This is a genomic window from Solirubrum puertoriconensis (genome assembly GCF_001483135.1).
Taxonomy (GTDB): Bacteria; Bacteroidota; Bacteroidia; order Cytophagales; family Hymenobacteraceae; genus Solirubrum; species Solirubrum puertoriconensis.
Map to the genome: position 1 here is coordinate 133,950 of NZ_LNAL01000007.1, position 22,393 is coordinate 156,342.

The 22,393-nt window shown below is 58.5% G+C and carries 22 protein-coding genes and 1 tRNA gene; 14 read left to right on the forward strand and 9 right to left on the reverse strand.

What is annotated here, in order from left to right:
• The first annotated feature begins 41 nt into the window (after positions 1 to 41).
• The 3 genes from ASU33_RS10990 to ASU33_RS11000 all read left to right on the forward strand — a co-directional run bounded on the left by ASU33_RS10990 (position 42) and on the right by ASU33_RS11000 (position 2,861).
• Positions 42 to 299, forward strand: coding sequence for a hypothetical protein (locus ASU33_RS10990; RefSeq protein ID WP_059070900.1), 258 nt, complete (start codon positions 42 to 44; stop codon positions 297 to 299).
• The gene (locus ASU33_RS10995; RefSeq protein ID WP_059070901.1) at positions 299 to 1,471 is read left to right on the forward strand and encodes an ABC transporter permease; all 1,173 of its coding nucleotides are present in this window, start codon (positions 299 to 301) and stop codon (positions 1,469 to 1,471) included. The genes ASU33_RS10990 and ASU33_RS10995 overlap by 1 nt, the downstream gene beginning before the upstream one ends.
• Before the next feature lie 121 nt (positions 1,472 to 1,592).
• Entirely contained in the window at positions 1,593 to 2,861 is a 1,269-nt protein-coding gene (locus ASU33_RS11000; protein WP_059070902.1) for a PP2C family protein-serine/threonine phosphatase, read from the forward strand.
• 71 nt (positions 2,862 to 2,932) lie between these two features.
• On the opposite strand, the gene ASU33_RS11005 is transcribed toward ASU33_RS11000, so the two are convergent.
• Both ASU33_RS11005 and ASU33_RS11010 read right to left on the reverse strand, forming a co-directional pair.
• A complete protein-coding gene (locus ASU33_RS11005; RefSeq protein ID WP_059070903.1) occupies positions 2,933 to 4,402 on the reverse strand; it encodes an O-antigen ligase family protein in 1,470 nt (489 codons plus the stop codon).
• On the reverse strand, positions 4,399 to 5,526 hold the full coding sequence (locus ASU33_RS11010) for a GumC domain-containing protein (protein WP_059070904.1): 1,128 nt from the start codon (positions 5,524 to 5,526) through the stop codon (positions 4,399 to 4,401). Before ASU33_RS11010 ends, ASU33_RS11005 begins: the two co-directional genes overlap by 4 nt.
• A 181-nt stretch (positions 5,527 to 5,707) precedes the next feature.
• Here ASU33_RS11010 and ASU33_RS11015 point away from each other — a divergent pair, with 181 nt between their 5' ends.
• The 3 genes from ASU33_RS11015 to ASU33_RS11025 all read left to right on the forward strand — a co-directional run bounded on the left by ASU33_RS11015 (position 5,708) and on the right by ASU33_RS11025 (position 9,183).
• Positions 5,708 to 7,093: an oligosaccharide flippase family protein gene (locus tag ASU33_RS11015; RefSeq protein WP_059070905.1), complete on the forward strand. Its 1,386-nt coding sequence runs from the start codon at positions 5,708 to 5,710 to the stop codon at positions 7,091 to 7,093.
• Positions 7,094 to 7,169: 76 nt separating this feature from the next.
• Positions 7,170 to 8,306 (forward strand): glycosyltransferase family 4 protein, encoded by a 1,137-nt coding sequence (locus ASU33_RS11020; protein WP_160328178.1) that lies wholly within the window; start codon positions 7,170 to 7,172, stop codon positions 8,304 to 8,306.
• Between the two features lie 247 nt (positions 8,307 to 8,553).
• Positions 8,554 to 9,183: a polysaccharide deacetylase family protein gene (locus ASU33_RS11025; protein ID WP_059070907.1), complete on the forward strand. Its 630-nt coding sequence runs from the start codon at positions 8,554 to 8,556 to the stop codon at positions 9,181 to 9,183.
• A 60-nt stretch (positions 9,184 to 9,243) separates the two neighbouring features.
• On the opposite strand, the gene ASU33_RS11030 is transcribed toward ASU33_RS11025, so the two are convergent.
• Positions 9,244 to 10,056 carry a Cof-type HAD-IIB family hydrolase gene (locus tag ASU33_RS11030; protein ID WP_059070908.1) on the reverse strand — a complete coding sequence of 271 codons (813 nt, stop codon included), beginning with the start codon at positions 10,054 to 10,056 and terminating at the stop codon, positions 9,244 to 9,246.
• Between the two features lie 63 nt (positions 10,057 to 10,119).
• On the reverse strand, positions 10,120 to 10,461 hold the full coding sequence (locus ASU33_RS11035; RefSeq protein WP_078063066.1) for a hypothetical protein: 342 nt from the start codon (positions 10,459 to 10,461) through the stop codon (positions 10,120 to 10,122).
• Positions 10,462 to 10,555: 94 nt separating this feature from the next.
• Between ASU33_RS11035 and ASU33_RS11040 the strand changes: the two genes are divergently transcribed.
• The 4 genes from ASU33_RS11040 (at position 10,556) to ASU33_RS11055 (ending at position 13,842) form a co-directional block, all read left to right on the forward strand.
• The gene (locus tag ASU33_RS11040) at positions 10,556 to 11,686 is read left to right on the forward strand and encodes a glycosyltransferase (protein ID WP_160328179.1); all 1,131 of its coding nucleotides are present in this window, start codon (positions 10,556 to 10,558) and stop codon (positions 11,684 to 11,686) included.
• A gap of 138 nt (positions 11,687 to 11,824) precedes the next feature.
• Positions 11,825 to 12,592 (forward strand): TatD family hydrolase, encoded by a 768-nt coding sequence (locus tag ASU33_RS11045; RefSeq protein ID WP_059070911.1) that lies wholly within the window; start codon positions 11,825 to 11,827, stop codon positions 12,590 to 12,592.
• Between the two features lie 4 nt (positions 12,593 to 12,596).
• Positions 12,597 to 13,718: an asparaginase gene (locus tag ASU33_RS11050; RefSeq protein WP_286130496.1), complete on the forward strand. Its 1,122-nt coding sequence runs from the start codon at positions 12,597 to 12,599 to the stop codon at positions 13,716 to 13,718.
• A 36-nt stretch (positions 13,719 to 13,754) separates the two neighbouring features.
• Positions 13,755 to 13,842: transfer RNA gene (locus ASU33_RS11055), tRNA-Ser, on the forward strand.
• Positions 13,843 to 14,065: 223 nt separating this feature from the next.
• Here the strand turns inward: ASU33_RS11055 and ASU33_RS11060 are convergent.
• The 3 genes from ASU33_RS11060 to ASU33_RS11070 form a co-directional block, all read right to left on the reverse strand.
• Positions 14,066 to 15,361: an acyltransferase family protein gene (locus ASU33_RS11060; protein ID WP_059070912.1), complete on the reverse strand. Its 1,296-nt coding sequence runs from the start codon at positions 15,359 to 15,361 to the stop codon at positions 14,066 to 14,068.
• 387 nt (positions 15,362 to 15,748) lie between these two features.
• Entirely contained in the window at positions 15,749 to 16,804 is a 1,056-nt protein-coding gene (locus ASU33_RS11065) for a response regulator (protein WP_059070913.1), read from the reverse strand.
• Positions 16,782 to 18,395, reverse strand: coding sequence for a sensor histidine kinase (locus ASU33_RS11070; RefSeq protein WP_059070914.1), 1,614 nt, complete (start codon positions 18,393 to 18,395; stop codon positions 16,782 to 16,784). The genes ASU33_RS11065 and ASU33_RS11070 overlap by 23 nt, the downstream gene beginning before the upstream one ends.
• Before the next feature lie 171 nt (positions 18,396 to 18,566).
• On the opposite strand from ASU33_RS11070, the gene ASU33_RS11075 reads away from it, so the two are divergent.
• Positions 18,567 to 18,914, forward strand: coding sequence for a thioredoxin (locus tag ASU33_RS11075; protein WP_216818563.1), 348 nt, complete (start codon positions 18,567 to 18,569; stop codon positions 18,912 to 18,914).
• A gap of 318 nt (positions 18,915 to 19,232) precedes the next feature.
• Here ASU33_RS11075 and ASU33_RS11080 read toward each other — a convergent pair whose 3' ends face one another.
• Positions 19,233 to 19,934, reverse strand: a complete 702-nt coding sequence (locus ASU33_RS11080) for a Crp/Fnr family transcriptional regulator (RefSeq protein ID WP_059070915.1) — start codon at positions 19,932 to 19,934, stop codon at positions 19,233 to 19,235.
• Between the two features lie 164 nt (positions 19,935 to 20,098).
• Between ASU33_RS11080 and ASU33_RS11085 the strand changes: the two genes are divergently transcribed.
• On the forward strand, positions 20,099 to 20,818 hold the full coding sequence (locus ASU33_RS11085) for a hypothetical protein (protein ID WP_059070916.1): 720 nt from the start codon (positions 20,099 to 20,101) through the stop codon (positions 20,816 to 20,818).
• A gap of 83 nt (positions 20,819 to 20,901) precedes the next feature.
• On the opposite strand, the gene ASU33_RS11090 is transcribed toward ASU33_RS11085, so the two are convergent.
• Positions 20,902 to 21,159, reverse strand: a complete 258-nt coding sequence (locus tag ASU33_RS11090) for a hypothetical protein (protein ID WP_149867166.1) — start codon at positions 21,157 to 21,159, stop codon at positions 20,902 to 20,904.
• A gap of 497 nt (positions 21,160 to 21,656) precedes the next feature.
• On the opposite strand from ASU33_RS11090, the gene ASU33_RS11095 reads away from it, so the two are divergent.
• The gene (locus tag ASU33_RS11095) at positions 21,657 to 21,932 is read left to right on the forward strand and encodes a hypothetical protein (protein ID WP_059070918.1); all 276 of its coding nucleotides are present in this window, start codon (positions 21,657 to 21,659) and stop codon (positions 21,930 to 21,932) included.
• Between the two features lie 55 nt (positions 21,933 to 21,987).
• Entirely contained in the window at positions 21,988 to 22,296 is a 309-nt protein-coding gene (locus ASU33_RS11100) for a hypothetical protein (protein WP_059070919.1), read from the forward strand.
• The last annotated feature ends 97 nt before the right edge of the window (positions 22,297 to 22,393 follow it).

The following is a 22,393-nucleotide window of genomic DNA, read 5'->3' on the forward strand; positions in this document are numbered from 1 at the left end:
TTAGCTGATGATACCTTTGTTAACCATCAGCTGAGCCCACCGTGACCGACGCCGAATTCGACATCCTCGACGAACTCTACTTCGTCACTTCTTTCCGCGATTTGCAGCAGCGCACCAGCCTCGGTGCCAACGACCTGGAGCAGCATTTGCGCGACATGCTGGAGCAAGGCCTGGTCCGGTGCTTTTGGCCCGACCCCGATACGGAGTTGGCCTACGAGCCCACTTCGTTCGGCGCCGTGCGGCAAGACTGCTTTTTCTTGGCCAGCAAAGAGGGCCTGCTTCAACACAATACCCGCTAATGGCGGCTCCCGTAGCAACTAACCCGGCCGCGCCGGTTCGCACTCCCGGTTATTACGTACGGCAGCGCCTGCTCGGCAACACGCCGGCTATGGTCGGCTTGTTGTTTATTGCTCTGTGCACGCTGGTAGCGTTGCTGGGCTACCTGGTGTTGCCCGATGCCACGCCCAATGCCAACAACGGCTTGGTGCAGCTGCAAAAACAGCCGCCGGGGTTTCGGGCTACCATTCTGCGCTTGCCCCTTACCGATTCGGTTGCTGAAAGCTCTTCGTTGCTGCAGCGCTGGTTGGTAGGCACTCCCGCTCGCTACGAGGAGGTGCCCATTGGTGGCTGGCGCGTGGTAGGCGATACGCTCATTGCACAGCCCTACCAAGCCACAGGCGCCTTGGCAGAAGCTCCTCGGCGCTACCTGCTTAGCCAAGTTACTGGCCACCTAGGGCCAGCCGCCGAGCTGCGCCAGCAAATCGAGCAAGAGCACATTATCGAGCGCACGTACTGGCTGGGTACCGATAAAGCCGGCCGCGACGAGCTAAGCCGCCTGCTGCTGGGCACGCGCATCTCCCTAGGTATCGGCTTAGTGGCGGTGCTCATCTCGTTAGCTATCGGCGTGGCCGTTGGTGCCATTGCGGGCTATGCCGGCGGTTGGCTCGATTCGCTGCTGCTTGGCGTGATGACAGTGGTCTGGAGCATACCCGGCATTATGCTGGTTATTGCCATTTCGCTGGCGTTCGGCTCCAAGGGCGTCTGGACATCCTTTGTGGCTGTAGGACTTACGATGTGGGTTGATGTGGCACGCGTGGTGCGCGGCCAATTGCTAAGCCTGCGCGAAAAAACCTTCGTGGAGGCTGGCCGCGTATTAGGGTTGCCAACTGCGAGGTTGTTGGTGCGTCACTTGCTGCCCAATTTGCTAGGTCCGCTCATCGTAATTGCAACCTCCAACTTTGCCGCAGCCATCTTGCTGGAGGCGGGCCTGAGCTTTCTGGGCTTGGGCGTGCAGCCGCCAGCGCCCTCGTGGGGCCTTATGGTAAACGAAGGCTTTCAGCTGCTGGGTACCCAAGCCGGCTTGTGGCTTACGCTGCTGCCTGGGCTTGCCATTAGCCTGCTGGTGCTTAGCTTTAATTTACTTGGCAACGGCCTGCGCGACGCTTACGATCCTAAAACGCCTTTACAGTGAGGTGAGATTAAGAGTTTAAAACGATATGAGTTAAGCCTGCGCCCTGGGCACTTTTCTTCATTTGCTTAGCTCGGTTCTTAACTCTTTAGCTCGATACCTCGCTCATTCATAAACTGCCACCATGCCCGATACCCTGCGTCCGCTCACCAAAGAAGAGCACTTGCTGCTCAAGCTCAAGGAGCGGGAGTTGGCTGCGCTGCTGGAAATTACCCAGGCCATCAACGGCGAGCCTAACGACGAAAACCTTTATAAGATATTTCAGTTTACGCTGCTCGGCCAGTTAGGCGTGCGGCAGTTGGCCGTGTACGTAGTTGAGGATGAGCAGTGGCGTTGTGCCGTTGCGTTCGGCCCGGGCATGCCCGACTTCCGGGGTATTACGCTGCCCGACCAACTGCAACGCTTTCCGCCCGAGCACCCCGTCGATGTAATTGACCTGGAGCTGGGCAAGCCTTGGGATTTCTTTGCCACGGTAATGCCCGTGCGGCAAAGCGAACAGCTGCTGGGCCTCGTATTTATTGGCCCATTGCACCAGAACTATACCAGCTCGTTGGAGGCGCGCCGCGAGGCCGTCACGTTCATCGATTCGCTGAGCCAGATTTTGTTCGGAGCGGTATCGTCGCGGCGGTTGATGCGCCAGCAGGTGCAGGCAGCGGCCGTGCGCAAGGAAATCGAAATTGCGCAGGAGGTACAGGCTATGCTCTTCCCGAGCAAATTGCCCAACGATCAGCACGTGGCGGTGCACGCCACCTACGTGCCCCACACGGCTGTGGGCGGCGACTTTTACGACGTAGTGCCTATCAACAAAAACCGCTTCCTGTTTTGCGTGGCCGATGTGTCGGGCAAAGGGGTAGGGGCTTCGTTGCTGATGTCGAACTTCCAGGCTGGGCTGCGCACGCTGCTGCGCCAGCAGGTTGACCTGGCCACGGTGGTAGGTGAGCTGAACAACCTCATCTTCCGCAACTCCGGCGGCGACCGGTTCATCACGGCCTTCTTCGGCGAGTACGACCGCACCACGCGCGAACTGCGCTACGTAAACGCCGGGCACAACGACCCCATGCTGCTGCCCGACCTAGGGCACGGCCCAATCCAATTGCTGAAGGACGGTACCATTATGCTGGGGGTGATGGACGAATTGCCCATGCTGAAGGTAGGCCAAGTGCAAGTACCCATTCACAGCATGTTGTTGTGTTACACCGATGGCCTCACGGAAGTCTTTGATGCGCAGCACGAGGAGTTTGGCGAACCTGGCGTGCTCGAGACGCTGCAGACCAACCGCTACCTGCCGCTGCCCAAGCTGCACGACGAGCTGTTGCGCCGCATCGAAGCCTTCAACGTCAACGGTAACCACTTCGCCGATGATATTACCATTCTGAGCTGCCGCTTCCGTTAAGCGTAATCAGCAAGGCACGAAAAAGCCCGCCAGCATTTACGCTGGCGGGCTTTTTCGTGTTAAACCGTTGGCTATTCCGGCTTGGTAGCGTTTGTACCCATGCCGTTGGCCAGCCATTCCTGGCACTTCATCAGCACGGCCAGGCCAATGAAGAAGAACGAACCAATTTTGTCTACTTCAATCAGCTCGTTAAGCGTGAGGTGAAACACAATCACAATCAGCGAAAGCGAAGCAGCCAAAATTACTTGCCGTATTTCGGGGCGGTTGACTGCTCGGTGGTATAAGTGCTCGGCCAGCAGCAGCGTAGCCGATAGCAGCGCTACGAACAACAAGCAGCCCGGCACACCTTGCTCGGCCAACTGCAACAAGAAGTAGTTGTGCGTGGTGGAGCGTTCGGGGTTATCCGAAACAAAGGTGCGGAAGCTTTTGAGTGTGTAACGTTTGTACTCGGGGTAGAACGTAGCCGGGCCACTACCGGTAATGGGCTTGTCGCTTACCATGCGGGCAGCGGCAACCCAACGGTACACCCGCTCCATGCCCGAGAGGTCTTGTAGGTTGTAAGTGGCGGCGATGTGCTTCCCGAAGTCGTCGCCGTTGAAGATGGTCTTCTCGTAATCGGGCGCGTACAGCATGAAGTTGTTCTGCTGCACAAAGTACAGTACGCCCGCCGACACCGTGAGCAGCGTAGCAATGAGGGCCACCCGCGTATAGCGCCAGCGCAGCACCAAGTAGTACATGGCCGCAATGGGTATCGACATGATGGACGCCCGGGTGTACGACGTGAGCAACCCAAACACCATTACGCCCACCGCAATGCGCCACAGCCAGCGCCAAATGCCTTGCGTGCTGCGCGCCGCGTACCACGCGTAGGGCAGCATCATGGCTAGCACCGTGGCGTAGATAACGTGGTTGATGTAGAACGGCTGCAGCGCCCAGTTAATGTCGGCAAAGCTGAAGCCTTTGGTGGCGTGCCTAGGTGCTGCATAGATGACCGTAGCGCAGGCCGAGGCGGTGTGGCAAGCCGCGATACGCCATACATCGGTAGGCGTACGCACCAGCATCAGGGTTACCAGCAAAAAGGGCCCGATGTACCAGGTTTTTGCCAGCAGGTACTTAACCGACTTGGTGGTATCAACCGAAAACAGCATCGACACCGTCGACCACAGCAGCATCAGCAGCAGAATGATTACCAGCGGATGCGTGAGCTGCTTTGTGGTAAGGCCGCTGCGCCCGGTTAGCACCGCTACCCCCAAGCACCCCAGCAGCACCAGCATCATGGGCTCGGAGGGTACGTCGAGGCTGAGGCCACCGGGCAGCGGAATCTCGCGCGAGAAAGCCAGCGTGCACAGTAGCGTGTAGTAGGTCCAGCGCCAATCCACGAGCAGTACCCCAACGCCGATGGCCGCCAGGGCGGGGGCCAGGCCAAGGGGCGACTTCAGGCCCAGGCTAATGGCGCCGCCCACCACGAGCAGCAGCACAAAGCCCATGAAAAGGCGTTCGGCAGTATCGCGCGGGCGCAACCGCGCCAGCAGCTGCATCATAGGCTATTGGTGAGAACGGGGTCCTCGGTGTAGGTGCGGCGGTTGGCACCTAGGTTGCGGCGGTACAGCTCCAGCAGGGTAATTACGATAACCGACAACACGAACGTAATCAGCACCGACGAAGCCACGATCAGCCAGCGCACCGGCTGCGATTTACGGGCAGCCGGAATGGCTTTTTGCACCACGTACAGCGACGATACACGACCCTTCAGGGCTAGTTCGGCGTTTTCGAAAGCGGCCTGGGCTTGTACCAGGCGCAGCTGTAGATCTTCGAAACGGGCTTCGAGAGTGCTGATGGAATCGGCACCTTGCACGTAGTTTTCGAGGTTGATCAGGCTCCCGCTTTCGGCTTTGGTGAGGGCACGCAACGAACGGCGCAGGGCAGCGGCGCGGCCAGCATCGCCGGCGCTTTCGGCGCGGTACATGTCGGCCTGCGTCTGGATAATTTCCTGGGCCAGGAAGCGCGATTCGCGGTCCATGCCATAGATGCCGTAGCGCTGGCGGGCTGCGAGCAACGCACGCTTGGTGCGGGTGTACTCCTTGTTGAGGTAGTTGTAGCGCGTGCCGTACAAATCGAGCACGCGGCGGCGGTTTTCGAGCGTCAGCTGCTGGTTGATGGAATCGATCATGCCAACGAGGTCGTTGGCAATGCGCGCGGCCAGCTTCTTGTCTTCATCGAGGAAGGTTAGCTCGATAGCGTCGCGCTCGTTGTGCACGATGCTCAGGTTCTCGCTGAACTCTTCCAACGCATCCTGGTCGTCGAACTCATTGCCGGGCGTGCCCACATCGTACCGCTCGTGCAGGTTATACTTCAGAATGATACGCTCGGCCACGGGCTGCGAGTTACCGATGGTAATCAGGCGGTCGAGGTCTTCGGGACGATTACTGATTTCGCGCTTGTTGCCCTGTTCCGTGATAAAACGGTCGAGGTCCGAGGTTTCGGTGTTCGTGGGATAAACGGCGTTGGTGGGGTAGAACACCGCCGTCGACTTGTAGATATTCGGCAGAATGAGCGCAACAATCAGGCTGACAGCGGCTGCAAAGCCGACGGCCGCTAGCACCAAGCGTTTCCAACGGTTAATGATCGGCCACAGGCCTAATAGCGAATAAGTGCGTGCGGACATGCGGGTTATTGAGAGAGGGGAAGCGGCAGCACAGGGCCAACAGCCCATTTGTAACACGCAAAGCTACCATAAAAACCGTGCACGCGCGTCTTTTTGGTAGCTTTGCGGCCCACCTTAGCCTTATTGCCGCATCAAACGCTTTTTTGGAAATATTGGGCTTGCAGTACTGCTGAACCTGCTGGTGAAACCGGGTTGGGTAGTGCTCGAGAACGTGGTGCAAGACCGCATCGGGCACGCCGCGTTCGGCACGTTTGCGGCGTTGCTCAACTTTGCTTTGGTGCTGGCTTCGGTTTCCGACCTAGGGCTTACCCAGCACACCACCAAGCGCGTAGCCGCTGAACCGAGCTTTTTGCCGGAGTATTTCCCTACCGTTTTGCCCTTGCGCGGAGCTTTAGGGGTGCTGTTTTTGGGCCTGATGATTGGCGGTGGTTGGCTGATTGGCTACCGCGGGCACACCCTTCTGCTACTAGCGGTTATTGGCCTGAGCTTGTTGTTAACCCAATACGCGCAGTTTTTGCGGGGTGCCGTGCAGGCCCACCAGCACTTTAATACCGATGCGTGGCTATCGGTGCTGGAGAAACTGCTGCTGTTTGGCCTTGTGCTTTCGTTGTTGCCCATCGGCATCAACCTCGAGAACTACGTGGGCGCCCGCACCGTGGCCGCGGCTTTCACCTTTGTGTTGCTGTATGCCTTGGTTACAAGGCTGTTCGGCAAGCTGCCTTGGCGGCCTAAGTGCGAGCACGCCGGCGAAATGCTCCGGGGCAGCTTGCCGTTTGCGCTGATCACCTTGCTCTACGGCATGAACGAACGCATCGACATGCTGATGGTAGAGCGGTTGTCGTCGGCGCAGGAAGCAGGCTACTATGCCGGTGCCTACCGTTGGGTTGATGCCGTGATGATGTACCTCTGGACGGTGCTGCCGCTGTTCTTTGCCAAGTTCGCATACTCCCTGGGCAACCGCGAGGAGCAAAAGCAACTGCTCTGGTTTGGGCAGCGCGTGGCTACCGTGCCGCTCCTGTTCGTGTGCGCCTTCGTACTGTTTCGGGGCGAGCTGCTGTTTTTTCAGTACAAGCATAGCAGCTTCGAGGAGCTGCAACGCATGACGTGGTGCGCCAAGCTGCTCTTCCTGAATGTGCTGGTGCACGCTTTCTTCGCCATTTACAGCACCTTGCTCACAAGTACTAACTACGAGCGGCCGGTAAGCTGGCTGGTGGCTGCAAGCATTGGCCTAAACATTGGCCTCAACTTCGTGCTGCTGCCGCGTTATGGCGCCGTTGCAGGTGCGCTCAACACGCTTATCTGTGCCGTAGCTATTTCGGCGGGCTATCTGTGGCTGGTACAGTTCCGGGCAAAAATTGCGGTGCCGTGGGGCTGGCTTGTTCGCCTGCTGGTGGTGTTTGTACTGCTGTGCGGCGGCTGGTACGCGTTGCAAACCTGGGCGGCGTTGCCTTGGCTGATCGAGAGCGTGATGGCAGGGCTACTGTTTGCGGGGCTGCTGTTTGCCGCCGGTGTGGTGCGCGTGCAGGAGCTCAAGTCATTGCTCAAACGCAAGCAAGCAGCGCCCTAGGTGCCGCAGCCAGCGGGTGCTGATGAGAGCCTGCAGCACCCGGTTTCAGAACGTTAAACAAACTTCCACTTCGCGCGTGCACATAGCCGTTAACACCCGCTTCTTGCTGCCTGGTAATTCGCTCGAAGGTATTGGCCGGTTTACGTATGAAACGTTGCGGCACATGGTGGCCCAGCACCCCGAGCACACGTTTCATTTCTTGTTTGATCGGGCTTTCGACAAGCGGTACTTGTTTGGGCCCAATGTGGTGCCGCACGTGCTGTACCCGCCCGCGCGCCACCCGTTTTTGTTTGTAGCTTGGTTTGAGGGAGCAGTAGCGGCGTGGCTGCGGCGGCACAAGCCTGCCGTGTTTCTGAGCCCCGACGGCTTTACCACGCTCAACACTTCGGTGCCGCGCCTTACGGTGGTGCACGATTTGGCCTTCGAGCATTATCCGCAGGATGTAGGTTGGCTGGTACGCAAGTACTACCATTACTTCACGCCGCGCTACGTGCAAGCCTCGCGGTGCATCGTGGCCGTTTCGGAGGCCACTAAGCAGGACTTGGTGCGTACCTACGGTACAGCCGCTGCCAAAATTGATGTGGTGTACAACGCTGCCGATGCGCACTTCCGGCCGCTGCCAGCGGCGGAGCAGGAGGCGGTGCGGCAGCAGTTCAGCGGAGGGCGGCCTTACGTTTTGTTTGTGGGCGCGCTGCAACCCCGCAAAAACCTCGTCAACCTGCTGCGGGCTTTCGACCAATTCAAGCAGCAAACCGGCTCCAAAACCCAACTGCTGGTGGTAGGGCGCAAGGCCTGGAGAGCCGGTCCTATTTTCGACGCCTACCAGCAGATGCAGCACCAGCAAGCTGTGCACCTTACCGGCCGCGTTACCGACGAGGAACTGGTGCAGCTGTACGCAGCGGCCCGCGCTTGCGCCTACGTGCCCTACTTCGAAGGCTTCGGTATCCCGATTGTAGAGGCCCAGCAAAGCGGCTGCCCGGTACTCACTTCCGACCGCAGCTCCATGCCCGAAGTGGCTGGCCCTGGTGGTGCTTGGCTAGCCGACCCGTTCTCGGTAGCGCAATTAGCCGAAGCACTTACCAAGCTCGATACCGATTCGCAACTTCGCGAGCAGTTGATACAGCAGGGTTTGCTAAACGTGCGCCGCTTTTCGTGGGAAGAAAGTGCACGCCGCCTTTGGGAAGCAGTAGAAGCCACGGTTTCTGCTCCCTAATAACCATTCTCAAGGGTTAATACCCATGTTTACTAATTTCGTAAACTTGTTTACTAACACGGTAAATAGTTGAATAACAAGCCCTTCGTTAAGGGAAGGCGAAGGCATGCACCTAGGGTAGGTGTGAGGCGGCAACAAGTTAGCTAAAGGCGGCCCCTAGGTAGCTGGGGGCTGTAGGTGCGAGCACGGCAAGGAGGCAACTGGCTAGTCCGCTTACTTTTGTGTTTTCCACCACTCAAGCGTGCCTATGCGTCTTCACCGTTTGCCCGAAGTCATGCAGCGTTGGCTGCCCGGTGCTATTTGGCAAGGCCCAGCTTCCGCCGAGCCCACCGTGTACCTGACTTTCGACGACGGTCCCATCCCGGAAGAAACGCCTTGGGTGCTCGAACAGCTGGCGGCGCACGATGCCAAAGCCGTGTTTTTTTGCGTGGGCGACAACGTTGAACGCCACCCCGATGTAGCCCAGCAAGTAGTGGCTGCGGGGCACCGGCTCGGCAACCACACTCATCATCATATCAGCGGTTGGTCGAGCTCCCGTGATGCATACTTCGGCGAGGTAGCGCGTTGTCAAAAAGCCCTCGATGCGGTGCAGCCCAACGCTCCTAAGCTGTTCCGGCCCCCTTACGGGCGCATAACGCCGGCGCTAAGTCGGGCGTTGCAACCCACCTACGACATCGTGATGTGGGATGTGCTTACCTGCGACTACGACCGTAGCTACGACCCCGAGCGCTGCCTCCGCGACTCGTTGCGCTTAACCCGCTCGGGCTCGGTGGTGGTATTCCACGACAGCATCAAAGCCAGCCGAAACCTGCGCTATGTGCTACCTCGCTACCTAGGCGAGCTGGCCGAGCAAGGCTACCGATTTGGCCTGCTGTAATAACCCTAGGTGCTTTGGGCTACGTGAGGTAAAAGGGGAGGAGGCTGCCCGGAAAGCCGATTATTCGCCGTTCATGGAAGCCACAACCTGCTCCAGCACTGCCGCCACTCCAAAATCGTCGTTGCTGGCGGCCTCGTAGCGCGCGGCTTGCTTTACCTCGGGATGGGCATTGGCCATGGCGTAGCTGAACCGAGCTTGGTGCATCATATCCAGGTCGTTGAGGTAGTCGCCAAACACCATGGTTTGGGCCGGGGCAATGCTGTATTGCTGCTGCAGCACCGCCAAAGCGCGGCCTTTGCTGGCGAGGCCGTGGGCAATGTCGAGCCAGTGCAAGCCCGAAACCGTAACCTGCAGCTCGCCTTGCAGATGCTCGAAATGCGGTAGGATGTTCGTTTCGGCCCCTTGTTCGTTCCAAAGAGCAACCTTCAGAAACTCGTCGTTGGTTACCTGCAGCAAATCGGGCACCAGTTCTATGGCTTCGTAGTACTTGCTGATCAGAGCCAGGAAACAGGGAGCGGCGTAGTCGATGTAGGCCGTACGCTTGCCGCACAGCACTGCTTGCACGCCGGGTAGCTGCCGGGCCTTGCGCAGCAGCTCCATGGCCACGATGGGCGGTAGGGCTTGCACCAGCACTTGCTCATCCTGCTGCACTACGTAGCTGCCGTTTTCGGCGATGAACACCACCCGATCGGCAATGGTGGCAAAGCGCTGGCGTAGGTTGTGGTATTGCCGGCCGCTGGCCACGGCAAACACTACTTTGTTGGCATGCAACTGCTCAAACAGCGGAAAGAAATTGGGGCTGAGCTCGTGCCGCGAGTTGAGCAGGGTGCCGTCAACGTCGGTAGCAATCAGCTTGATGTCAGCAAATGGCATGTACACAATTCTAATTCCGGGCAAAGGAACGGCATTTCGGCGGCCCGGCCTGTAGGTGGCTTCTTAGCGCACCGGCAGCGCACGTACTTCGCCGGTGCTTTTGTCAATCTCGAAGGCGGCGCGGTTGGGCATGCGGTCGGCCCAATCGGTGCGGGGCACCAGCACTTGCCAGGTGTTATCGTTTACGTTTACTAGCTCCGCCGAATCGACGACGAACAGCTCCGCGTTTTGCTGCGCCTGAAGGAAGGTGCGTAGGGCCGCACTTGCCTCGCCTTCGGTAGCGGCCCCAGCCGTGGGCGGTGCGGCCGAAGGCACCACGGGCGTAGCGCGGGTGTTGGGGTTGGTTTGGCAACTGCCCAGCAGGGTAGCAACCATCAGCAACGCAAGTGTCGGCAACGTTTTCATGTTCCTGATACGCGCCGCTTTGCCTAGCGGCTGCCCCGTGGCGGCGGATCAGCCTATCTTTGCCCGCTCGGCACGGCGGCTACTCCCTAGGTCGATGCCCTTCTGTGATATGGTGCTGGCTCATCAGCTGCTGCTCGGTTATTTCATTCTGTGGTTTGGTATTCTGCTTACCTCGTGGTGGCTGTTTGCGCGGCGGCGCCCGCCTAGGCCGCAGCCGTTGCCGCAGCCGGCGCCCCGCGTGAGCATTCTGATTGCCGCCCGCAACGAGGAGCAAGCCATTGGCCGGTGCCTGAGCAGCATACGGCAGCTGAACTATCCGCACGAACAGCTAGAAGTACTCCTCGGCGACGACGGCAGCGTAGATGCCACGGCCGCTATTGCCGGCGCTACCATGCTGGGCTTTGCGGGCTCCTTCAAAATCATTCGCATTGAAGAGCACCTAGGCACGGCGCGCGGCAAAGCCAACGTGCTGGCCCACCTGGCCCGCCAGGCCACCACCGATTTCTTCCTCATCACCGACGCCGACATTGCCGTGCCGCCCACTTGGGTGCAGGGTTTGCTGGCGTACTGGCGGCCGGGCATGGCTACCATCACCGGCCTCACGGTGGTGCGCGGCCCTAGGTTGTTCGATCGGCTGCAGGGCCTGGATTGGCTCATGTCGTTGTCGTTGGTGCAAATGGTATCCGACCGCGGCCAACCCGTAACGGCCATGGGCAACAACATGCTCATCACCCGCGAGGCGTACCAAGCTACCGGCGGCTACGAAAACCTGCCCTTCTCGGTAACCGAAGACTACGAGCTGTTCCAGGCCATTCTGCGCCGCGGCTATGGTTGGCTGAACGTGTACGACCCCATGGTGCTGGCCGAGTCGCTGCCCATTGCTACCTGGGCCAAACTGATGCACCAGCGCCGGCGCTGGCTGCGGGGGGTGGAGCAACTGCCCCTGGGCATTCGGATAGGATTGCTGCTGTACGCGGGCTTCTACCCAGCTTTGCTACTGGCGGCTTGGTGGTGGGGCTTGCAGGTGGCCCTAGGTATATTGGGCGCTAAGATGCTGGCACAAGGGCTGCTGGCTACCAGTGCTTTTCGAAAGGCAGGTCTGAAACCGCCTTTGTACTTACTGCCTTTGTTCGAGCTGTACACCGTAGGCGTTACGGCCGGCATGACGTGGTTCCGCCTCAGCCGCAAGCCCTTCGATTGGAAGGGGCGGCAATACCGCGAATAAGCGGCTCTCGGGGCCGTCCTCCGCAACCGTCAGGCTAAAGCGCCCGACAAGCTGTTTCTTTGTGCCAGCACGCAAGGCTACTGGCAAACGTAAGGGACTACCGTACTCCGTGCAATCCGCTTAACCCGCTTTACACCCGTGATTCTTACCGATTCCCACGCCCACATTTACGCCGAGCAGTTCAAAGAAGACCGCGACGAAGCCCTCGACCGCGCCTATGCCGCCGGGGTAAGCACCATCCTCATGCCCAACATCGACCATACCAGCATCGATGCTATGCTTGAGACCGAGGCGCGCCACCCGCAGCACTGCTTTGCCATGATGGGCCTGCACCCGTGCCATGTGCACAAAGGCTTTGAGCGCGAGCTTTACCAAGTAGAGGATTGGCTGAACAAGCGCCCGTTTGCGGCAGTGGGGGAGTGCGGTGTCGATTTGTATTGGGATAAAACCACCCTAGGCTGGCAGCAAGAGGCCTTGCGCGTGCAGCTCGACCTCGCCAAGAAGCACAAGCTGCCCATTGTGCTGCACACCCGCGACGCCTTCGCCGAAACGGCCGAGCTCGTAGAGCAAGCCCAGGATGGTTCGCTGCGTGGCGTATTCCACTGCTTTTCCGGCACCAAAGAGGAGGCCGAACGCGCCATCAAGCTCGGTTTCAAGCTGGGCATCGGCGGCGTGGCTACTTTCAAAAACGGCGGACTCGACCAAGTACTGCCGCACCTAGAGCTGGAGCATCTGCTGCTCGAAACCGATTGCCCGTACCTAGCGCCAGTGCCGCACCGCGGCAAGCGCAACGAGCCCAGTTACTTGCCTTTGGTAGCCAAGCGCGTAGCCGAGCTGATGAAAAAGGATGTTGAGGAAGTGGCCGAAGCCACCACCCGCACCGCTCGCGAACTATTTAACCTGTAGCACCGTGGCCGAGCAAGTTCTTCAGCCCAGCGTGATAGTGGAGGTGGAGCCTACCACGGATGAGCTAGCGTCCATCAGATCGGTGCTGGTTATTTATACCGGTGGCACGGTGGGCATGTCGGTAAACCGGCGTGGCGAGCTGGTGCCGATGAAGTTTGGGCAAATTCAGAAGAAAATGCCCGAGCTGCGCCAGCTGGGCATGCGCGTATCGGTGCTGAGCTTGCCCGAGCCCATCGACTCGAGCAATGTAACGCCCGCCGAGTGGCTGCAGCTGGCGGCCATTCTGGAGGAGCACTACCCGCACTACGACGGCTTTGTGGTGCTGCACGGCACCGATACCATGGCCTATTCGGCTGCCGCCCTCAGCTACCTGCTCGAGAACCTAGGCAAACCTGTGGTGTTCACGGGGGCGCAGGTACCAGTGGGCCGCATCCGTACCGATGCCCGCCGCAACCTCGTTACGGCCCTCGAAATAGCCGCTGCCCGCCACCCCCGCGCTGGTACCGTGCGCGTACCCGAGGTATGCGTCTTCTTTAACGATGTGCTTATTCGGGGCACGCGCGCCAAAAAGGTTGAGAGCCAGCACTATTCCGCTTTCAAAAGTGAAAACCTGCCGCCGCTGGCCCGTGCTGGTATCGAGTTGGAGTTCAACGACAATCTGATACGCTTGCTGCCCAGTGGCCCCTTACGCGTGCACCAGCACCTCGACGACCGCGTGGCCGTGCTCAAACTGTTTCCTGGCATCACCGAGCGCATGGTGCGCGCCGTCCTAGGTGCCGACAACCTCCGCGGCTGCGTGCTCGAAACCTACGGCTCGGGCAACGCGCCTACCGCGCAGTGGTTTTTGAATTGCCTCCGCGAGGCCCACGCCCGTGGCGTTCACGTGCTCAACGTAAGTCAGTGCGAAGAAGGCCGCGTAATTCAGGGTCGTTACGAAACCAGTGCCCACCTCACCGACCTAGGCGTAATCGGCGGCGAAGACCTTACCACTGAGGCTGCTATCACCAAACTCATGTTCGTGCTGGGCCTGGGTTTGGATGTGGTAGCTACCCGCCGTTTGCTGATGCAAGACCTCCGCGGCGAAATCTCACCGAGCCAACCTACGTATACCGGGTTGCGTTTCTGAGAAAAGCCGCGTTACTTTGCGCAGCTTTCCGCATCCAGAGAGGTGTCCGAGTGGTCGAAGGAGCACGCCTGGAAAGTGTGTATGGCCCAAAAGGTCATCGTGGGTTCGAATCCCATCCTCTCTGCTAAAAACCCCATTTCTTTTCTGGAAATGGGGTTTTGCTTTTCTGGGGGTACAGCTATGTGTATACCTAGTGCAAACTCGGCTTATTTTCTACTCTTGATAGTGCTCCGTAAAGGTAGTGCCAGCGTTCAACAGGGCGCTAAAAAACGCTGCCTAGTCAATAGGAGCCGAACTCCTGGAAAAAAGATGTTTTCAAAGGTGCAGCATATTCACTAGCTGCACCTTCAATCAGTTAACTTCTTTATTCGCGGCTGAAGCACCCGCTCCAAAACATAGGCCAACGCAACGGAAGTGGCAAGACACAACACAGAGCGCAGCAAAAATGACCCTACAGTTCCTGATGGTAGCGGCAGCAAAGCAATTAAGCATACCAACGGAAAGTGGATCAGGTAAATAGCGTAAGAAATCTTCCCGGTTTCAGCGGCAGCATTCATTACGTGCTTGAAGCTGGGCTCAAGCAGACCGCCAAAGAAGTATACTGCCACTGCGGCCAAGTAGCACACAATGAACGGTAGTTCTTTCGCAAACAAAGAAGGCTCGTAGTTTTTGTAAATCGACAGGAATGTCGCTGCTGGTACTAAGAAGAGCAGTTTAATCACCCACGGGCGATAAGGGAAGTCGCGGTTGCCAAACACCGCCACGGCCGCTACACTAATGGGCAACAAGCTGAGTTCCTGAAATGGAATCACGCGTTCGTTCCAAACTTGAGTTTGGGGCAGCGTAAGAACGTTATTCAACAAGAACGGCTCGATTCGGCTCAAAACTGCAGCCAGCACATTGAATCGCCCCATGCTGAGCACCAGCAAAATCATGGCCATCATTTCCGTGTAAGAGAGATGGTGCTCTTCACGACTGGAATAGCTGGACAACCACAGCCCGCTAAGCCAAAAAACATAACCGAAGCAGATCGACGACAGCACCGCCGGACCGAGATAGGGATATAGCAACGTGTTGAGTACTCCAAAACCCAAGACTGGCAGCATCAATTTTTTGGCATTGAGCCGGTAAAGCGAAACTGGAATGAATAGGGCATAAAAGAGGATTTCGTAGGCTAGCGACCAACTCGGGCCAAACTCCGGAATGCACTTTGTAACCCAGCCCTGCACAAAGAGTAAATGACTGAGGATTATCTGCCACGAATACGCTGGTGTCGCCACCCACAAAGCCAAAGCAAGGCAGAGTAAGTAGATGGGATAGATGCGCACCACGCGCTTCTTGATGTATGCTGTGATTGTGCTAAGTTGAAGCGGGCGCTTGTTGGTGAGGCCGATAACGTATCCGCTTAGCACGAAAAAAATCAGCACGCACAAACGCGCGGGCGGCTCAACGCCCCAACTGCCACCGGGTTGATAATCGGGGTCAAGCAATCGGAAAGCAACAAAGTGCCCCCACACCACGAACAGTGCCACCAAGCCTCGCAACGCCTCGATGTTTAAATCAATTTTCTTTTTGTTGGCAACCTGGATGCCAGGTGCGGATGGGGAAAGCGCTAAGCTTGCCGCCGGGTCTTGAGTTTGCAAAGGACAGTGGGAGAATTACAGCTTTGGCCACATAATTATTTTACAAAAATACAACAGAATACTTGTCGCGTTAGCCTATCATTGACTCAGCGCCAATCCTAGCAATATCTCCTAGCAAGGTGCTCTAACGCTTATAGTTCCACCTAGAGTTGAGGATGAAAGCGCTCATGCGTTCATGCTCCTGTATCTGCTGCAGAGGGGCATGAACAAACCAGGCTCATCAATGAATAGTGATGAGCCTGGTTTGGTGGTGCAACTCGGCAAGCAGCAGCGCCAAATTCCCCTCGGGCTGGCCAGCAAGCTTCGGTAGGGTAGCTGCTCCTAGGCGCTTCGCACTAGGTTCAAGCAAAGAGGGGCCGCCCACGTGGGCGGCCCCTCTGAGTTAACTTACCAGTTGGAGCGGCGCAGCTTATCGGGCTGCAGCACCCGAATGGTTTTGTTGGTCAGCTCAATCAGGCCATCGTGCTTGAACTCGCTGAGCGTGCGAATCAGCGACTCAGGCGCGGTGCCCACTACGGCGGCCATGTCGTCGCGCGAGAGTTGAATTACGGCCGCGCCATCGGAGCCGGGTTGCTCGTTCATGCGCAGCAGCACATCGGCCACGCGGCGCCGAATGCTGTTGTAGGCCATGCCCAGCAGCTGCTGTTCCCGCTCGTTTACGCGGCCGGCCAACAGGCGAATAAACAGCTGGCCTACCTCGGGGTTGCGCAGCAGCAACTGCGTGAAGTCGTCCTTGGGGATGTACACCAGCTCCGAATCGTCGACGGCCACGGCCGAGTCGCCGTGCTTGGTTTGCTCAAGCAGGGCCATGTAGCCGAAAAACTCGCCGGCGTTGTAAATGCCCGTAATCAGCTCTTTGCCGCCGGCAGTGGTTTTCACCGTTTTCACCCGGCCCGATTTCACGAAGTACAAACGGGTGGGCTCGTCGCCTTCGGAGTAGATTTCCTGCTTTTTGCGCACGGCGTGCACTTTGCGGTCGGTCGAAAGGCTCTCGAGGTTGCCCACGGCGCGCGCGTCGTCCAAGAACTCGTTCAGGCCGCTTTCGCTCTGCAGGTCGTACTCGGGCTTGAGATGCTTGAAGCGGTTGAGGCGGCCGGTTACGGCGCTTAGCAGCTCGGCCTCGTCGAAAGGCTTGGTAAGGTAGTCGTCGGCGCCCAGCTCCATGCCCTTGCGCATGTCGGAGCGCTCGGTTTTAGCCGTCAGGAAAATAAATGGAATGCCGGCCAGCTGCGGGTTCTGGTTGAAAATGTTGAGCACGCCGTAGCCATCGAGCACAGGCATCATGATGTCGCAGATGACAAGGTCGGGGCGCGAGGCCAGTGCTTTTTCCACCCCCACCTTGCCGTTTTCGGCCGTGAGCACGTTGTAGCCGGCTAGCTCCAAAATTTCGGCGGTGTTCTCACGAATGAGGTCGTTGTCCTCAATCAGCAGGATGGTTTTCATAAGGGATGGTGATGGTAACGGTGGTGCCCACGTTCAGCTCGCTTTGCAGCTCGATGCTGCCGCCCATTAGCTCCAAGTACTTGCCGATAATATAGAGACCTAGGCCCGTACCCGGCACGTTGGTAACGTTGCGGGCCCGGAAGAACCGCTCGAACAGGTGCTCCTGGTCTTCGCGCGAAATGCCCACGCCTTGGTCTTGCACCTTCAGCAGCAAGCGGTTGCGGTTGCAATCGGCGTGCACTGTTACTACTGAATTCTCGCCCGAGTACTTAATGGCGTTGGAAAGCAGGTTGACGAGGATTTTGCGCAGCAACGACGGATCGAGGCGAACGGGCCCGGGGCAGCTCACGGCTTTGTCGATGGTTTGCCCAGCCTTCAGCATGCCCTGCACGTCGGCAACGGTTTCGTTCAGCAGGGTGGCAATGTCGAGGCTTACGGGGCGGGCCTCAATCTTTCCTTCTTCAATTTTACCCACCGATAGAAACTCCTCAAGGATGTCGTTGAGGTGGTTTACGGAGGCACGAATGCGCTGCAAGTGCTTCAGGCGCTTGTCTTGCTGGTCGCCGCCGGGATATTTTTCGATGAGCGCGGCCGAGGTAAGCACGGCCGTGAGCGGGGTGCGGAATTCGTGTGAGGCCATCGACACGAAGCGCGATTTCAGCTCGCCTAGCTCTTGCTCGGCGGCCAAGGCTTGCGTGAGTTCTTCGGAGCGTTGCTCCAGCTGTTCCAGGGTGCTGAGTAGGGCATGGGTGCGGTCGGCTACCTTTTGCTCCAGCTCGGCGTTGAGGCGCTCTACGCGCTGGCGCTGCGCCACAAGCTCGCGCTCGGCTTCTTTCTTATAAGTAATATCGATGATGTACGACACCACGTACAGCTCTTCGTCGAGGTTGAAGTAGCTGAGGCTGACTTCGACCGGAAACACCGAGCCGTCTTTGCGCTGGGCTTCTAGGTCGCCGCGGTGGGCACCCATGGCCCGTACCGAGGGGTGCGCATTAAACGACTTGCGCAGCGACTCGTGGTGGCGGCTAATCGCACTGGGCACCAGCATTTCGATGCGCTGGCCGGGCAGCTCGCCGGGTGTATAGCCGAATAGCTGCTCCGACAGCCGATTGGCCGATACGATGGTGCCGCTCCGGTCGCACACGATGATACCGATGGTGGCATTGGCTACCACTGCCTGAAAGCGGTTCACGCTCTGGGCCAGTTCACGTTCGGCGCGCTGCAAGCGGCCCTGCTCGCTTAACCTGACGAGGTAGTACGGATGTGACTCCGATTGGAAAAAGGTAACCTCGAGCAAGCCGTTGCAGATTTCGCCGGTTTGGCGGGTTATGCGGGCCTCTGCTTCGAGGGGGCCGTGTTGCTGCGCTTGTTGGAGCAGGGTGGGCCAAGTGATAGGAGGCGGCAGTTCCAGCTGCAACGCTTCGGGGGTGCGCTCCAGAAATTCCTTTTCGGTGGCGAAACCCAGCAACCGTGCACCTGCTTGGTTGGCGCGGATAAACTTGCCTTGCTCCGCATCATAAATGCCAATGAACTCCTGCGCCTGATTGATGAGCAGGTCGGTTAGGGCACTGGTATAAGGGTTGTTGGGCATGGGCAGAATAGAAGGTAGCTGTGCGGGAGGGAGACTACCTGAGCACTAGAGTACGAAGGTTTGCCGCAAAAATGCCGAACTGACCCTTGTCAACCGCAAAGCATGACGAATGTCATAGCGGAGGTTTGCCCGAAACCCCAATTTTACTTCCGCAATATTACCTCAGCCGCAATGACCATCCCCTCCTCCAAATCGATGCCTCCGCCCTCCGATGCGGCGGTGTTGCTGGTGCTGCTGCCGGTGGTTAGCGCTAAAAGTCAGCAGCATCAGACTTCGCTACAAGCTCTGCTCGATGTATTGCAAGGGCAATTGGGCTCGGCCATCAGGGTGCTGAAGATTGACGAAGTAAGCCACCCCACGGTAGTGCGCAGCTTTCATGCCGCCGAGCTGCCCTCGTGCGTGCTGGTGCAACGCGGGGTAGAACTCTGGCGCCAGCAAGGCCTGCCCGATGGCGACGGCGTTGCCGACGAGCTGCTCAGCAAACTGAATGCCCCGTTCAGCGCTCAGGCTGTGCTGTAGCGCCCGATCCTAGGTTACCGGAGCATCAGCGCCGGCAATGGTTCCACCGCTTTACCGCATGCTGGCGGCCGAGCCCTTGCGCCTGGCCCGAGGATGCAAGCAAGCAACCCGATACCGATGCTATTTCGTCCCCAAATAGCATCGGTATCGGGTTGCTTGCTGAGTGTTGATAAATAAGGCAGAAGGTATAGGCACGGGTACAACACTACCCTATGTGAGAGCAAGGCGCGGCAGCCCTCGAAGCAACGGCTTCCTTGCCTAGGTCATCCGCCATAACATTCGTCATCAATGGCTTGAATGCGCTAGCTGCTGGGCTGCCTACTCGGCTACGGCTGCCAACTCACCTAGGGTAGCGGGCTTCAGCACCCGAATGCCTTGGCGCTCGGTCGTGAGCATGCCTAGGTCCTTCATGCTCGTGAGCAGCCGGCACAGGGTTTCTTTGGTGGTGCCCACCAGCGCAGCTAGGTTGTCGCGCGAAATCACAAGGGTGTTTGGCTCGCGGGTAGCGTGCTGGTTAGTGCGCAACAACTGCAGCAGGGCCTCGGCCAAACGGGCCCGTACGGGCTTGTAGGTAAGTTGCAGCATGCGCGCCTCGGCGGTTGCCAAGTCGGCAGCCAACAAGGTGCCCAGCGCGTTGGCCAACCTAGGGCTGCTGGCCAGCACACGCCGCAGGGTGGTGCGCTCAATCAGGCAGAGGGTGGTTTCTTCGAGCGCCACGGCGGAGTTGGCGTGCGGCGTATTGGCCATTAGGCAGCGGTAACCTAGGGCGTGGCCGGCTTGGGCCAGGCGCACAATTTGTTCTTTGCCATCGTCGCTCCATCGGCTCACTTTTACCCACCCGCGCAGCAGCAAGTACAAGCCCACGGGCTCGGAGCCCGCGGTGTACAGCATCTGATCTTCGGCGTAGGTGCGGCAGGTAAGGCTGGCCTCGAGCGCGGCCAGCTCCTCGGAGCTACAACCTTGCAACACGGCAAACTGCCGGCTCAACGAAAGGGCGTCGGGGGCAAGGGCGAGCTTCATGGCACAAACATGCTGATAAGCCTGGTAATGAATATAAGCAATTGGTAATAAATACTATGTATTGGGGGTGCGGCCGCAGCGGCGGCGCTCAGATGGGAGCCTGCAGGTGTAACATTGCGGCGCGTGCGGCGGTAGACAAGGAACTGACCAACGACCTAAACACCATGGCATATTATTCTGATTACATCTTCGACGAACCCAATAATCAAGGCAACCGCGGCAATGAGCGCCGTTACCCCGACCAGCGCTACCCCGAAAACAACCGGCAGGGCGCTGGCCGCTCCGACCAGGACGATGAGTACGACCGCGGCTTCAGCCAGAGAGGCGGCAACTCGTACAGCCCATCGGGGGCGGGCTCGGGCCGCCGCACGGGCCTGGGTCCCAGCTATCAGCCCAACGAAATGGATGAGCGCTACGACGGCCGGCGCCGCGACATCGGCCGCCCCGAGGAGCGCCCGCGCGAGCACTACAACGACAACTACGGCCGCGGCGCGGCCATGGGCAGCTCGGGCTACGGCGGCTCGGAGTACAGCGGTGCCAACCGGGGCTACGGCCAAGGCTTTGCCGGCTTCAACGGCAACCTCGACCGCGGCTACGACGAAAGCGGCATTAGAGGTGGCCTAGGTAGCGGTGGCCGCGACAGTTTTTCGGACCGCAATTTTGATGTAGACCGCAACCCGTTCAGGGGCGGCTATGGCGGCGGCGATTACGACCAAGGTGGCCGCAACCGCACCGATAGCCGCAACATGAACATTGGCATGAACAGCCGCGGGCCGATGGACGAGCAAAACCGCCGCAACCAACCGCCCAATGCCGATTACCACGACCGTTTTGGCCGCCGCGACCGAAACCAGCACTACCGCCACTTCGATAATGAAGAGTAGCCCCCATAGGCCGTTTCGCCTTGCAAAAACGCGGGCCCGGAGCAATGCCCCGGGCCCGCGTTTTGTATCGGATGGCGTTGTGATTAACCCGTTTGGGCAGTGCAGGCTTCGAGCTGGAACCCGCCGCTCTCAAGGGCTTGACGGATGCCCTCGGGGCCGGGATTAGTACCTTGGGCCACGGCTACTTCGGCTTGCCCTTGCCCAACCTGATCGACCAGCAGACCTAGGCTCGTGAGCAGCTCGCGCACTCGGCCAATGCTGGTATTGTCGGTCATGTTGCCAATTTGCAGCACGTAGCGGATTAGCTGCGTGGGGGGCGGTGCAGGGGTTTCGTGTTGCATAGGCGTAGCGGTTGGTTTCAGTTGAAAGTACGCAAGCCGGCGCCCGATGATGCTACTGCCGAGCAGTTTTCCGTGCATTTACGGAGGCTGGAAGTTGCTTAGAAGACCTACCTGAGTATTTTATGGCTGCTTGTGTAAGTGCTTAGCAGACAACTGTATGTAAGCTCGACGATGACACGCAGTAAGTTTTAGTTGTGGCGTCCGTATTTGTTCAGCTTAAAAACAGTACTTACCGCCGCAACCTTGGTGTGCATTGCTCCGAATTAGGAAGCAAGCAACTGTCTGTTTCCGGGTTGTTGTCATTTTCCGGGGTGCCAAACGAGGCGCCAGTAAGTTAACGGCTACTACATCAGCTTTTGGGGTGAGAGCATACCAGCCTTGCCTTGCTGCATGGATTGGCAGCCACAAGCCTGCGAAGTAGTAGCTCAACAATATTCAATGGAACAATGACAACAAACCATTATCTTAAATTTAGAAACGAGTAACTTTTTTCGTGCATGGGCAACAGGTACACTCTGCGGGCGGTAGCCGAGGCCGACGGGCCAGTGGTGAGCCTAGTGCTCGTAACCCTCGGGCACGACCACCCCGAAGTTTGGGAGATGGACCTGCCCTACATGCTTTGGGAAAGCATGGGCACCAGGGCTGCCGCACAACTGGTGGCCCGCTTGTTTCGCGAACGGCATCCGATGGCAGCCCGTTTATTGGGTAACTGCCACACCAACCGCATCATCGCCAATGCCTTGCAGCAGCACAGCACCGAACGGGTGCGCTAGTGCAGCTGTCTGTTTTGCACCTGCAGCCTTTGGGCTGTTCCTCCACCTATTTTATATGAGCAACACCATTTCGTACGTCATTCAGGCCGATGCCGAACCCGACATGGCCATTGTAACGGTGCGCATACAGTGCAAGCTGAAAATTTTGCGGGTGCGTACTCGGTCGCACTCCTGGCGGCTCGATATGCCGCGGCTGCTCTGGGCCTCGATGGGCACCGAAGACGCAGCCGATTTTGTAACGGAGCAGTACTTCGAGGCCTACCCCGAAGAGCTGGAGTACGTGCAGCAGCACCAAATTGCGGCGGCTGTGGCTACCTCGCTCGAAGACGCCGGCTTTTTCTTCGGCGACCCAGTTTCGGATTAAACCTTCTCGTCGGTTATAAACCAGCGGGCCCCACGAACCAAGTTGTTCGTGGGGCCCGCTGGTTTTGCTATAAAGGCTTGTGAGCAAGGTTGCTGCA